Source organism: Gardnerella sp. c23Ub_4, assembly GCF_055804115.1.
In genome coordinates this window covers 860,708-873,728 of the sequence record NZ_JANUYO010000001.1, presented here as the reverse complement: position 1 = coordinate 873,728, position 13,021 = coordinate 860,708, and the positions used below count along the sequence as shown (strand labels likewise).

Sequence of the window (13,021 nt, the reverse complement as noted above, 5' to 3'; positions counted from 1 at the left end):
TAGAATATTCCATGGCTGATTCTCTATCAATGCAAAGACATCGCGTGAATCATAGACAATAAATAATCTTTTATTAACATATTCAAATCCAGCACTCACCACATCTAACTAGAATACTCAATATTTGACGCATACATTAGCTTATTTATTATCATCGCTAACTTACAAGATAACTTACAAGCTCACTCATTACGCTCACTTATTAGCCGCATCCATTTGACGCAACTCTTTTTTAAGATCGCGTATCTCGTCGCGCAAACGAGCAGCAAGCTCAAACTGCAACTGTTCTGCAGCAACATGCATTTGCTCGCTCAAATTCTTAATCAAAGACATAATATCGCTTTGCGGCAAGGCGGATATATTCGCCATACGCTTTTCTTTACTTTGCTGCCCAAGATTTGGCTCTTTTGGCACTCCATAATGCGAATTCCCAGCCTTATTAGCATTCCTGTAACCGCCTGCTAGCAAAGTTTGAGTATCAACATCCTCTTTAGCAAGCATGTCGTTAACGTCACTAATCTTCTTTCGCAAAGGCTTAGGGTCAATTCCATGCGCCTTGTTATACGCGATTTGCTTTTCGCGACGCCTCTCCGTCTCGCTAATCGCCTTGCTCATAGCATCAGTAACAGTATCCGCATACATAAGCACAGTTCCCGAAACGTTACGAGCAGCGCGGCCAATCGTCTGAATAAGCGAACGGTAAGATCTTAAGAAGCCTTCCTTATCTGCATCCAAAATCGCAACAAGCGAAACTTCTGGCAAATCCAGGCCCTCACGAAGCAAATTAATGCCAACAATCACATCAATTTTGCCTTCGCGAAGCTCGCGCAAAAGCTCCACTCTGCGCAAAGTATCAACATCCGAATGCAAGTACTCAACTTTAATACCAAGCTCCAAAAAGTAATCAGTTAAGTCTTCCGCCATTTTCTTTGTAAGCGTAGTAACAAGCACGCGCTCATCTTTTGCCACACGCGCCTTGATTTCCGCAAGCAAATCGTCAACCTGCCCTTCCACAGGTCGAACCTCAATCTTAGGGTCCAGCAAGCCAGTTGGGCGAATAATCTGCTCAACTACGCCATCCGAAAGCCCAAGCTCATAGTCTCCAGGCGTTGCAGAAAGATACACAGTTTGACCAACATGCTCCAAAAATTCGTTCCACTTTAACGGGCGATTATCCATTGCAGATGGCAGCCTAAAGCCATGCTCTACAAGCGTTCTTTTGCGCGAAGCATCTCCCTCGTACATAGCTCCGATTTGCGGCACGGTTACATGCGATTCGTCTAAAACAAGCAAAAAGTCGTCTGGGAAAAAGTCAAGAAGCGTATGCGGAGGCGTGCCAGCCGCGCGGCCGTCAAAATGCCTCGAATAATTCTCCACTCCTGTGCACACACCCACTTGGCGAAGCATCTCTAAATCGTACGTAGTTCGCATTTCCAAACGCTGAGCTTCCAGCAATTTATTTTGCTTTTTAAGCTGCGCAACGCGTTCGTCACGCTCTTTCTCAATCGCCTCAAGCGCGCGCTCCATGCGCTCAGGACCCGCAATATAGTGAGACGCTGGGAAAATATGAACGCTACTCTCTTGGCGAATCACTTCCCCAGTAAGCGGATGCAACATTGTAATTCTGTCGATTTCGTCGCCAAAGAACTCAATTCGCACAGCTAATTCTTCGTACACAGGAATAATCTCAACCGTGTCGCCTCGCACTCTAAAAGTTCCGCGCGTAAACGCAATGTCGTTACGCTTGTATTGCATGCTCACAAATTGACGTAATAAATCGTCTCGCTCAAGTTGCTGGCCAACGCTCAGCATAAGCATTCGCTCGGCATACTCCTCTGGGGTACCGAGTCCATAAATGCAAGAAACAGTAGCTACAACAACGCAATCCCTGCGCGTAAGCAAATTCGCTGTAGCAGCGTGACGAAGACGCTCAACATCGTCGTTAATATTCGAGTCTTTTTCAATATACGTGTCTGTTTGCGGAATATACGCTTCTGGCTGATAGTAATCGTAGTAAGACACAAAATAGCTCACAGCATTATCTGGCATAAGCTCGCGAAACTCCGCGCAAAGCTGAGCCGCAAGAGTTTTATTCGGCTCAATAATAAGTGTAGGCCTTTGCAAACGCTCAATAAGCCAAGCGGTTGTAGCAGTTTTACCAGTGCCAGTTGCGCCCATTAAAACAACATCGTTTTCGCCGTTTTCAATGCGATTCGCCAGCTCGTCTATTGCTTGCGGCTGGTCGCCAGAAGGCTTGTATGGCGCTTTTACTACAAAAGGCTTGTTTGTGCGCTGAATTTTATTCGACATTACTTTTCTCCAAGAGCATTTTATTTATTTTACTAAAACCCAACAATCGCGCGGTTGCTGGCGACTTTTCCTTTGGGTCTCTAATGCTCCTCACCCATCCACGTTTTAATTTTTGAATCAACGCTTTTAAGCATAACTTCCATAGGTTTTGTAGAATCAACCACAAAATCCGCGATTTTCCTTCGCACAATCTCTTCAACTTGATTATTTATGCGCTGCTGCGCCTGATTCTGGCTCATTTTGCGCTCGATTATCATTCGCGCAATGCGAACATCTTTAGGCGCTTCAACTGTAATAATATAGTCAAAACTAAATGGAATACTGTCAATTACTTGCGCAAGCAGCGGAATATCGTGCACAATTACAGAGCTTAAAGATGCGCGCTCACAGCAATCTTCTTTAGAAATTTTCCTATCACACTCGTTTCTATATTCGTTTCTATATTCGCTTTCTAAAGTCTTCGCTAAATCATAAATAGCAGGATGAATAAGCGATTCAATCCTGCTTAACGCTTGCTTATGATTTACATCATCACCAAAAATATGCTCCGCAATAAACTCGCGATTCAAAGAGCCATCATTCAAAACGGCATCTTCCCCAAAAATGCCTACGATTTTCCGCAAGACTACGCTTCCTGGTTCCACTACTTTACGCGCTAAAACGTCGTAATCTATAACAAACGCGCCAAGCGAACGCAAATGGTTTACTACTGTAGATTTTCCAGCCGCAATTCCGCCCGTTACAGCAATACGCATCATTGTCATATTTTGATTATAATTAATGCCCCAGTAACTAATTACCGGGGCATTATATGCTAAATAGTAATTGTAAAATTAGTCTTGAAGTTCAGCACCATCGGCATCCTTATGCCACTTAGAACCAGGCTGAGAGCAAAGAATGCAAATTCCTTCAATAAATGCCCAAATTCCAGAAACAAAAGCCAGCAAGCCGAAAGAAAGAATAGAAATAAGAAGCTGGGCAATAGCCTTGCCTTTAAAACCAAGATAGAAATTGTGCACACCCAAAGCGCCCAAGAAAATCGCTAACAGGCCTGCAGCAATCTTGTTACGAGAGCTTCTGTATGTGTTTGATGAATAATTATTAGACCCATAGTTAGAGTAGGAAGACGCTTGATTGTACTGAGGAGCAGACTGAGAGTACTGACCATACTGAGGCTGAGAATACGAATTCTGGCCATACTGAGGCTGACCATACTGTGGCTGAGCATTGTACTGAGGCTGAGCACCATACTGGGATTGGTCGTTATATTGTGGCTGAGCCTGGTTGTACTGCTGAGACTGATCATTGTACTGTGGCTGTCCGTACTGAGTCTGATTGTCAGAGCCTGAGTAATCTCCAGTTTGATTATCCAAATCACTCACAATAATTACACTTTCTCTCGTAAGAAATTTATTTTCTTAAAAACTATATAATAAAAAATTAATAAATCAAAGCGTTATTACTAAAGATATTAAAAGATGCCCCGATGATTACTCACCGAGGGCATCTTGTTTATAAGCTTTTAGTAGAAAACTACTTCTTTTCGCTCAAAAGCTGTTCGCGCAAAGCTGCGAGCTGATCGGAATCAGCTAAAGCACCTTCGTTAGAAGCCTCATTTACGCGCTAAAACATCGTAATCTATAACAAACACGCCAAGCGAACGCAAATGGTTTACTACTGTAGATTTTCCAGCCGCGATTCCGCCCGTTACCGCAATCCGCATCATTGTCATATTTCGATTATAAACGATACATTTCTCACAATAACGTAAGTTTTAATTGACCCCACTAAAACTTCTTATATAGCACGCAGTAAATAGACCCGTAATAAGATTTCCAATTATCGGTTAATAAACTGTATCCAAGCTTATTATAAAAATCTAAAGCAACAACATTATTATCTTTTTCTGTAGATAAAATTATTGTTTTATATAATTTAAGATTTTCGACTTTCTTCATAAGCGCACTGCCAACGCCTATATGCTGAAACTCAGGATCTACAAACAACTCATTTAGCTCTAAGCTTTGATTGTACCAATCATAATTTTCTGATAAAAATGGCTTAATTTGATTCGCATACCAATTATCTTGTAATAATTCTATGCCATATAAAACACCGATAATACGATTATTCATTGTAGCAACAAGTAAAAGCGCACTATTGTTATCCTTCAAACTATCTAATATGCGCTCACGAACATTATCTATACGATCCAGTTCTTTAGGGAATGCTTTTAGATATAAATCTAAAATTATATTCATATTATCTTTGGCTTCTAAATAATCTAATTTTTTAATTTCAATATTCTTCATAAAAATCCTTTATACAAGCTACTATCCATATTACAACACAACATATTTAATCGACATATGCATATTTGATTTTACATAACCATCGTTATATAAGTACTAATTATTATTTTCGAAATATTTTCTCTTATATTCACTTAATCAATATAATTTCTTCTTTTTATCATAAAATTCAACATACGTCACATGTCATATGAATGATTTAGAATCTACAGATACGAGGTAATTGTTCTCGCAAACTATAAAGACAAAGATGTAATTTATAGGTAATTACTTATACGCCTTCAATGAAGAAAGGAATATAATGATTGGAACAGCGCATAAAGTTTGCAAAAATATTTTCTCAGCAATTCTTACATCTGCAACAATTGTGTCACTTAGCATAGGTGTAGCATCAGCAACTACCCCCCCCCATGAACAAACTGAACCAGTAACATTTACGATTACACGTACGGATGATTTAAAAAATGATGTTCGAGTTGGGGATACGCTAAGATATAAGCTGACTTACACAAATAATACTAATCACAATGTGACTGTTTGGCCAACTAACAGTAATCTCACTGCTGTGGCTGTTGAAGGGAATAACGGTAACTGTAGGTGGAGAAATCTACAACCAGGAAAAACTGTATCATGCACGCAAGGATTCCATATAACAGAGGATTCTGATATTAAAGAAAAAGGTTTCACTCCATCAACCGATTGGAAAATTAGCAAAGATGCAAATGGTAATGAAGTTATATCTACTCCAAAATTAATTGGAGACAAAGTTACAAATATTAATCCAGTTCCAAGGCCTAGAAAAGACGGAGATCCCGTTAGATTAGCAACAATAGGTCAAACTGTAGAAGGACTAACTGGAAAACCTTATTATAGAATACCTGCAATAGCTGAAGCTAACAATGGTTGGATTCTTACAGCTTGGGATTATCGACCAAATAGTGCATATGATGCTCCTAATCCAAATTCTATTGTTCAAAGAATATCTAAAGATGGTGGAAAAACTTTTGAAAAAATACAAATCGTAGCAAAAGGAAAAGAAAACCCAAATAAATATGGATTCTCTGACCCTTCATATGTTGTAGACCAAGAAACAGGCAATATTTTCTTATTCTTCGTCAAATCATACGATGGTGGAGTATGGGATTCTACAGCTAGCACTAATCAAAGTGATAGACATATTTTAGATGCTGCTGTTACTTGCTCAAAAGATAACGGTTTAACTTGGAGCGAACCAAAAGTTATAACTAAAGACATAACTAAATATCCAAAAAATGAACGAGCTAGATTTGCTACTTCTGGACATGGCATTCAACTAAAATACGGAAAATATAAAGGTCGTTTAATACAACAATACGCAATAGTAAACAGTTCCAATGGAAGTGTGCAAAGAAACAATGAGAAGTGGCAAGCCGTATCTGTATACTCTGATGACCATGGAGTAACTTGGAAAGCTGGAAATCCAGTTGGACTAGGTAAAGAACAAAGCCATATGGATGAAAATAAGGTTGTAGAGCTTTCTGATGGAAGAATTATGTTAAACTCTAGACCGCATGAAGGTGGTGCAAATAATCATAGAATCATTGCTTTTTCTAATGATGGCGGAGAAACGTATGGTAAAGCATACAAAGATGAGACACTGCCAGATCCAGGTAATAACGCTCAAATAACAAGAGCATTCCCAGATGCTCCAATTGGATCTGATGCAGCTAAAATCCTCTTATATTCATCTTCTTCTGGTTCTGGAAGAGCAAATGGTTTGATACGTGTCTCATATAATGATGGAGAAAGTTGGACAGAAGAAAAGGGATTCAAGAATGGTGCAATGGCTTACTCCACTATTCAAGCTTTAAGCCAAAAAGCAGGAGGCGGTTATGGTCTTCTATATGAGGGCGATAATAATGACATAATGTATACGAGAATTTCTGCTGACTGGTTAAGTATACGTCCTAACATAACCTTAGGTTCCACAACTAAAATCAATCTATCCACCAAAGAGATAAGTCTTCCTGTGGTAAATCCTACGAGTACTAAATATGAAAATATTAAAGTTACATCTATAAACACAAGTGATTTTACTGCATCAAGCGATTCTGTAACAATCGAAGCGAATAAAACTACATACATTCCTTTGAAAATTGAAGTGCCTAAAACAGCAAAAGTTGGAGATAAACTTACTGCAAAAATTCGTATTGCGTCTGCAAATAAAAATCAAGATCGTTCAAACACAGAATTATCATTTGAAACGACTATAACCTTAAATGTTGTAAGTGAAACTAAAAATTCTAGTACTCAAACAGATCCTCTATCTAACGATCAATCACATACTGATATACAAATCAGCAAAGATTCTGAAACAACACAATCTGAAAAGGAGATAAATAAGAATATTAGTCCAAATATAATTCCAAATAAGAATAACAATAAACAGAACAGCAGTACATTTAGCACAGATAAAGAATATTCTCAAAATTACAGAAAGGATTATTCCAATACAGACAATTCCAGAACGAATTATAATTACTCTTCAAAAGCAAAACATGATAATTACAATGTGGATAATAGCAGCATTGATAATGAAAATAATGATAAGCATTATAGTAAATCTGGCAATGCTTTAGCAAAGAATAGAGGAATGATGCAAAAAACTGGAATCAACACAACTATTCCTTATGCTTTAATGATTCTATTAATAGCTATCTCTGCAGCATTAATGAAATTAAAAAATATGCAATATTAAAGAATAAGTGTATTTGCTATATTATTCATTTGTTCTAATGTTTTAGGCATAAAAAATAAAAGATGCGTTTTGGAAATTGAATTCTAAAACGCATCTTTTATTTGTAAAATTACTTATAAATCTTAATACTAAATATTTATTTTTAGTCTTTTAACTCAGCACCATCAGCATCTTTGTGCCACTTACTTCCAGGCTTTGAGCAAAGAATCAAAATACCCTCAACCAATGCCCATATTCCCGTAATAATCAACAGGAAACCAAAAGAAAGAACAGAAATAAGCAGCTGCGCAATCGCCTTTCCTTTAAAACCAAGATAAAAATTGTGAATACCTAAAAATCCTAAGAAAATCGCTAGCAAACCTGCAACAATTTTACTGCGCGAGCTTTCTAAAGTTCCTTTAGCGTTTTCCTCATTATTACCATCATACGAAGGGAACTGAGGATTTTTCTGATTGTTTTCTAAAGTGCTCATATTTTCACCATCCTTTTAGTAAATACGATTAGTAAATATGATTGACGTTTTACATCATATAATCACGATTCTTAAAAGAAAATTGATTGTACCTATATTTAATTACAAAACTTGAGTTATAAAATACTTGTCAAATGTACTCAAAATAGACGTCAAACATAATCAAGATACTCGTAAAACATTATGAACAACAATACGCAAGATGCCCCCGATGATTACTCACCGAGGGCATCTTAGTTTTTATTTACAAGCTTCTAGTAGAAAGTAGAAACTACTTCTTTTCGCTCAAAAGCTGTTCGCGCAAAGCTGCGAGCTGATCGGAATCAGCTAAAGCACCTTCGTTAGCAGCCTCAGAAGAATAGTTGGAAGCAACTTCTTCCTTCTTTTCTTCCTTAGCTGGCTTCTTTTCTTCAGCTTCTTCGCTCTGGCCATCAGCGGCTGCGGATTCTGCTGCAGCTGCGAGTTCCTTAGCGGCGAACACCTTGTGCTGCTCCCACAATTCGTGAGCTGCTGCATACTGTGCTTCCCACTCTTCGCGCTGCTGCTCGTAACCAGCAATCCACTCGTTGGTGTTTGGATCGAAGCCTTCTGGGTACTTGTAGTTTCCTTCTTCGTCATACTCAGCTGGCATGCCGTAGAGAGCTGGATCGAAATCTTCAGAATTTGGATCAACAGCCTCGTTAGCCTGCTTCAAGGAGAGCGAGATCCTGCGACGATCGAGGTCTACGTCAATAACCTTAACGAATACTTCTTCGCCACCCTTAACAACAGTTTCTGGGTTCTCTACATGACGGTTAGCAAGCTCGGAAATGTGAACCAAGCCTTCGATGCCGTCTTCAACGGAGATGAACACACCGAACTGAACAATCTTGGTAACCTTGCCCTTAACAACCTGTCCAGGAACATGGGTGCGAGCGAAGCGCTGCCATGGATCTTCCTGAGTTGCCTTAAGGGAGAGGGAGATGCGTTCGCGATCGAGATCAACGTCGAGAACCTCAACGGTAACCTTATCGCCAACCTTAACAACCTCAGATGGGTGATCGATGTGCTTCCAGGAAAGCTCGGAAACGTGAATGAGGCCGTCAACACCGCCGAGGTCAACAAACGCGCCGAAGTTTACGATAGAAGACACAACGCCTTCGCGAATCTGACCCTTCTTAAGCTGCGAGAGGAAGGTCTCGCGAACTTCGGACTGGGTTTCCTCGAGGAACTGACGACGAGAAAGCACAACATTGTTGCGGTTCTTATCGAGCTCAAGAATCTTAGCCTTAATCTTCTGACCAATGTATGGGGAAAGATCGCGAACGCGACGCATTTCAACGAGGGAAGCTGGCAAGAAGCCGCGCAAACCGATGTCTACAATCAAGCCGCCCTTAACAGCCTCAATAACGGTACCTTCAACAATGCCGTCTGCATCCTTGATCTTCTCAATATCACCCCAAGCACGCTCGTACTGTGCACGCTTCTTGGAGAGAATAAGACGTCCTTCCTTGTCTTCCTTAGTTACAACAAGGGCTTCGATGGTGTCGCCAACTTCAACAACATCATCTGGATCAACGTCTTTCTTGATGGAAAGTTCACGGGAAGGGATTACACCTTCAGTTTTGTAGCCGATATCCAATAATACTTCGTCGTGATCAATCTTTACGACGGTACCTTCAACTAAATCACCATCATCAAAATTCTTGATGGTTGAATCGACTGCCTTGATGAAGTCTTCTTCGGTGCCAATATCATTAATCGCAACCTTGGCGACTTCGTTATTATTCTCTGCCATTACTTATTAGTGGTTTCTTCTTGGGGTGGATATTACTCGATATTAAATTATGACTTTTGCACGCGCACTATGCACGCGCTCTGTCAATGTTATATATAGGCATAGCCAAAATCGCCGTTTTACTTCGGGCGTGTCGTGCGACTTGATATTTGCTACTTAACACTTACTTGCCACTCGCTGCTCGCTCAGCCATGTCAACAACATTAGCCAATAGCATTGCGCGAGTCATTGGTCCAACTCCACCAGGATTTGGCGAATACGCTCCCGCGACTTCTCTACAAGCAACATCAACATCGCCTTTTACGCGATACCTTCCCACTTCTTCATCAAAAACGCGCGAAACACCAACGTCAACCAACACGGCTCCAGGCTTAACATCACACGGCTTTACAAATCCCGCGCTGCCCATTGCTGCAATAATAACGTCGGAGCGCATCATAATATCGTGCAAATCACGAGTGCGAGTGTGGCACAATGTTACAGTTGCGTCTACTCCCCTGCGCGTAAGAAGGAGCCCGATTGTTCGGCCAACCGTGATTCCTCGTCCAAGTACGCACACATTTTTGCCTTCAAGATCAATGTTATAAGCATCTAAAAGCGCCAAAATTCCTCGCGGCGTGCATGGAAGAGTCGTAACAATATCTCCCGAAATATGCATAACCAGCTCGCCCAAATTATATGGATGCATTCCATCGCAATCTTTTGCAGGGTCTACTGCCTCAATAATTTTTTGGGAATCAACTCCCTTTGGCAAAGGCAATTGCACAATAAAACCTGTGCAAGAAGGGTCATTATTAAGCTGATTTACGGCTTTAAGAATTTCGTCTTCGCTAGCGTCTTCTGGCAAATCGCAGCGGATTGAGCGAATCCCCACTTCTTCGCAATCCTTGTGTTTTCCGGCAACATACTTCAACGAACCAGGGTCGCTTCCAACTAAAAGCGTTCCAAGCCCTGGATTAATGCCTTTTTCTTTAAGCTTTTCTACTCTATTTTTTAAGTCGCTTTTAATACTTGCAGCTAGCGCTTTTCCATCTAATACAACAACCATGATTCACTTCCCAACTCGTATGTTAATTCTTATGTTCAACTTACAAATCATCTAACACAATTCGTACGCGTAGGATATTCGTATGGATAGGATATCGTGAGGTATCGAAGTGCGCGATACAAAGCATCGCGACACAACTGCTAATAACTGAATATTATAATAGAATGGTATTTATATTGCATAAGCAAGCTACTGCGAGCCTTTGAAAAACAAGCCTTGCAACAGACAAGCCTTGCAGCAAACTAGAACGAGTTTTAACAAGTGCTAATGCTAATAACACTGACGGAAGGGGCGCAAAGATGTGCGAAAATATTTTTCATTTAACTCGCGCAAAGAAAATATGCAAAGCTGTTTTAGCGTGCATAATTGTTCCATCAATGTTGCTTGGCATAGCTGGGTGCGGTGAAAGCTCGCAATCTTCTAAAACTCCAACGCAACCCAAAAAAGAGGTTAAGCAAATTAAGGTTGTTTCCACTCTTGAATCTTGGGCAAGTTTGGCTAGAGAAATCGGCGGAAACGATGTTGAAGTGCAATCTATAATCAGCAATCCAGATACCGATATGTCTACTTTTAAGCCGTCTAGTAAAGATTTGCAAAAGCTGTATTCTGCGCAAGTTGTTGTGTCAAATGGCGCTGGCTACGATAGTTGGGTTGCAAAGCATACGTCTAAAAGCAGCGAGATTGTAAACGCAGCTTCTACAGTCGGCGCGCTAAATGGCGATAACCCTTATCTTTGGTTCTCAAAAGATGCTAGAAACGAGATGGCTTCTAGCATTTGCAACGCTTTTTCTAAAGTCCTTCCTTCAAAAAAGAAGGTTTTTGCTAAAAGACTTGACGCAGTTAAATCGCAAGAAAATAAGCTTGATGAATATCTTTCAAACTTCGCTAAAAGTCACAAAAAGTTTAAGTACGCTTCAATAAATCCTGTTCTTTTCTGGCTTATGTCCGATATGGGAATCAGCGATTCTGCGCCTAAGGCATACGCTAAGCAAGTAGCGCAAGGCGACGAAGTAGACAAGGCTAATATAGATGAATTCCAAAAGCTTATTGAAGAACGAAAATTCGACGTACTTATAAGCAATAGTCAACGTAAAGGCGACGATATTAGCATTTTGACGGGAACTGCTGGCAGAAGCTACACATCTGTAATGTGGGTTAATGAGCTTATGCCAACGTATGCAACAGATTTAAGAAAATGGGTTATGAAGATTTGCGAAGACATTGATAACGCAAGCAAAACTACGACCGATATGCGCAAAGATTTAGCAAAGCAAGAAGCTGATCAAAAGAAGCCTATTACCGAAAAGCCTACTGTTTCTCAGCCAGATCCAAACAGGTCTAACGAGGGCCAGCAAGATCCTGGTAAATAGGCACGTGCTTGAGCAAGTATAGACAATAAATACTTCATACTATTTATTAGCAATTACTTACAAATTAACGATTTGCTGGCGATTTATCTGCAATCACTTGCAATCATCTGCAATCACTCGCAGTGCAATTTCAATGCCTCGAAGCATATCAGCTAAACTCATAGAACTCGTGCTCGGCTTATTGAGAACCTGCTCAGGCAAATACGGAACGTGAATAAAACCGCTCTTAATTGGCAATTTTTTAGTCTGGCAATAATTACAAACACTGTAAAGCACGTCATTGCATACGTATGCACCCGCAGAAAAAGACACAGCCGCAGGCAATTTCGCTTTATTTAAAGCGTCAACTATGTTCACAACTGGCAAAGTCGCTTTATAAGCCACATCACCATCCTGCACAACAGACTCATACCAAGGCTTATATCCACTATTATCTGGTATGCGCGCAGCTCTACAGTTAATGCCAACATATTCAACGTTAAAACAAGCAGAACCGCCAAATTGCCCTAGCGAAAGCACAGCATTAGGGTGAACTTCCTCTATTTTCTCAATAACTTTTTGCGCACCCTTGTTAAATTCCGTAGGAATCTGCAAACGAACAAGTTCCACACCTTCAGGCGCATGCACTGATTGCGCAATCTCCCACGAAGGATTTATAGACTCATTATCAAACGGCGTAAAACCAGTAATCAAAATACGCATTAAAATACCCCCTCATACAACTCTTACTTATCAAGCTTTATCAAACTTTATCAAACTTTATCAAAATACATTGCAAAAACTGTATACACGTATATACACGAATGCACTTGTATAGAACATTCATGATTCTATTACTTATTTCACTTTCATAGCAAAGTTTAAATGGTAATTACAACTTATACAATAATCGCAAAACAACACACCTAGACTCACGATTAGCAAGACTCGTCTTAGTGTAATATGATTGTCTATTGGCGCGTGCTTAACGAACAATGTTGTTAACAGCGCGCATA

At 40.1% G+C, this 13,021-nt stretch carries 10 protein-coding genes and 1 pseudogene; 2 read left to right on the top strand and 9 right to left on the bottom strand.

The features are described 5' to 3' along the window. Window positions 1-195 precede the first annotated feature (195 nt). The 5 genes and pseudogenes from uvrB to NYP67_RS03425 all read right to left on the bottom strand — a co-directional run bounded on the left by uvrB (window position 196) and on the right by NYP67_RS03425 (window position 4,622). Window positions 196-2,310: an excinuclease ABC subunit UvrB gene (gene uvrB, locus NYP67_RS03445; protein WP_473411178.1), complete on the bottom strand. Its 2,115-nt coding sequence runs from the start codon at window positions 2,308-2,310 to the stop codon at window positions 196-198. A gap of 80 nt (window positions 2,311-2,390) precedes the next feature. After that, entirely contained in the window at window positions 2,391-3,074 is a 684-nt protein-coding gene (gene coaE, locus NYP67_RS03440) for a dephospho-CoA kinase (RefSeq protein ID WP_473411177.1), read from the bottom strand. A 69-nt stretch (window positions 3,075-3,143) separates the two neighbouring features. Beyond that, entirely contained in the window at window positions 3,144-3,692 is a 549-nt protein-coding gene (locus NYP67_RS03435) for a TM2 domain-containing protein (RefSeq protein WP_004130533.1), read from the bottom strand. Window positions 3,693-3,925: 233 nt separating this feature from the next. Then, window positions 3,926-4,042, bottom strand: a pseudogene (locus NYP67_RS03430) (dephospho-CoA kinase); the annotation flags it as partial. A 55-nt stretch (window positions 4,043-4,097) separates the two neighbouring features. Next, complete coding sequence (locus NYP67_RS03425) at window positions 4,098-4,622, bottom strand: GNAT family N-acetyltransferase (RefSeq protein WP_004132908.1); 525 nt, start codon at window positions 4,620-4,622, stop codon at window positions 4,098-4,100. A gap of 529 nt (window positions 4,623-5,151) precedes the next feature. On the opposite strand from NYP67_RS03425, the gene NYP67_RS03420 reads away from it, so the two are divergent. Next, complete coding sequence (locus tag NYP67_RS03420; RefSeq protein ID WP_473411221.1) at window positions 5,152-7,359, top strand: sialidase family protein; 2,208 nt, start codon at window positions 5,152-5,154, stop codon at window positions 7,357-7,359. Window positions 7,360-7,501: 142 nt separating this feature from the next. Here NYP67_RS03420 and NYP67_RS03415 read toward each other — a convergent pair whose 3' ends face one another. The 3 genes from NYP67_RS03415 to NYP67_RS03405 form a co-directional block, all read right to left on the bottom strand. Beyond that, window positions 7,502-7,831, bottom strand: coding sequence for a TM2 domain-containing protein (locus NYP67_RS03415; protein ID WP_004130524.1), 330 nt, complete (start codon window positions 7,829-7,831; stop codon window positions 7,502-7,504). A gap of 271 nt (window positions 7,832-8,102) precedes the next feature. After that, window positions 8,103-9,608, bottom strand: coding sequence for a 30S ribosomal protein S1 (rpsA, locus tag NYP67_RS03410; RefSeq protein WP_004130522.1), 1,506 nt, complete (start codon window positions 9,606-9,608; stop codon window positions 8,103-8,105). A gap of 163 nt (window positions 9,609-9,771) precedes the next feature. Further along, on the bottom strand, window positions 9,772-10,656 hold the full coding sequence (locus NYP67_RS03405; protein WP_004130520.1) for a bifunctional methylenetetrahydrofolate dehydrogenase/methenyltetrahydrofolate cyclohydrolase: 885 nt from the start codon (window positions 10,654-10,656) through the stop codon (window positions 9,772-9,774). A 299-nt stretch (window positions 10,657-10,955) separates the two neighbouring features. Here NYP67_RS03405 and NYP67_RS03400 point away from each other — a divergent pair, with 299 nt between their 5' ends. Further along, window positions 10,956-12,026 carry a metal ABC transporter solute-binding protein, Zn/Mn family gene (locus NYP67_RS03400; RefSeq protein WP_415695141.1) on the top strand — a complete coding sequence of 357 codons (1,071 nt, stop codon included), beginning with the start codon at window positions 10,956-10,958 and terminating at the stop codon, window positions 12,024-12,026. A 93-nt stretch (window positions 12,027-12,119) separates the two neighbouring features. On the opposite strand, the gene NYP67_RS03395 is transcribed toward NYP67_RS03400, so the two are convergent. After that, entirely contained in the window at window positions 12,120-12,728 is a 609-nt protein-coding gene (locus NYP67_RS03395; protein WP_115761821.1) for a pyroglutamyl-peptidase I, read from the bottom strand. Between the last annotated feature and the right edge of the window lie 293 nt (window positions 12,729-13,021).

What these genes read in the sequence shown, in the direction of transcription:
- uvrB (WP_473411178.1), bottom strand. Translation starts at nt 2,310, where the DNA reads ATGTCGAATAAAATTCAGCGCACAAACAAGCCTTTTGTAGTAAAAGCG.
- coaE (WP_473411177.1), bottom strand. Translation starts at nt 3,074, where the DNA reads ATGACAATGATGCGTATTGCTGTAACGGGCGGAATTGCGGCTGGAAAA.
- NYP67_RS03425 (WP_004132908.1), bottom strand. Translation starts at nt 4,622, where the DNA reads ATGAAGAATATTGAAATTAAAAAATTAGATTATTTAGAAGCCAAAGAT.
- NYP67_RS03415 (WP_004130524.1), bottom strand. Translation starts at nt 7,831, where the DNA reads ATGAGCACTTTAGAAAACAATCAGAAAAATCCTCAGTTCCCTTCGTAT.
- rpsA (WP_004130522.1), bottom strand. Translation starts at nt 9,608, where the DNA reads ATGGCAGAGAATAATAACGAAGTCGCCAAGGTTGCGATTAATGATATT.
- NYP67_RS03405 (WP_004130520.1), bottom strand. Translation starts at nt 10,656, where the DNA reads ATGGTTGTTGTATTAGATGGAAAAGCGCTAGCTGCAAGTATTAAAAGC.
- NYP67_RS03400 (WP_415695141.1), top strand. Translation starts at nt 10,956, where the DNA reads ATGTGCGAAAATATTTTTCATTTAACTCGCGCAAAGAAAATATGCAAA.
- NYP67_RS03395 (WP_115761821.1), bottom strand. Translation starts at nt 12,728, where the DNA reads ATGCGTATTTTGATTACTGGTTTTACGCCGTTTGATAATGAGTCTATA.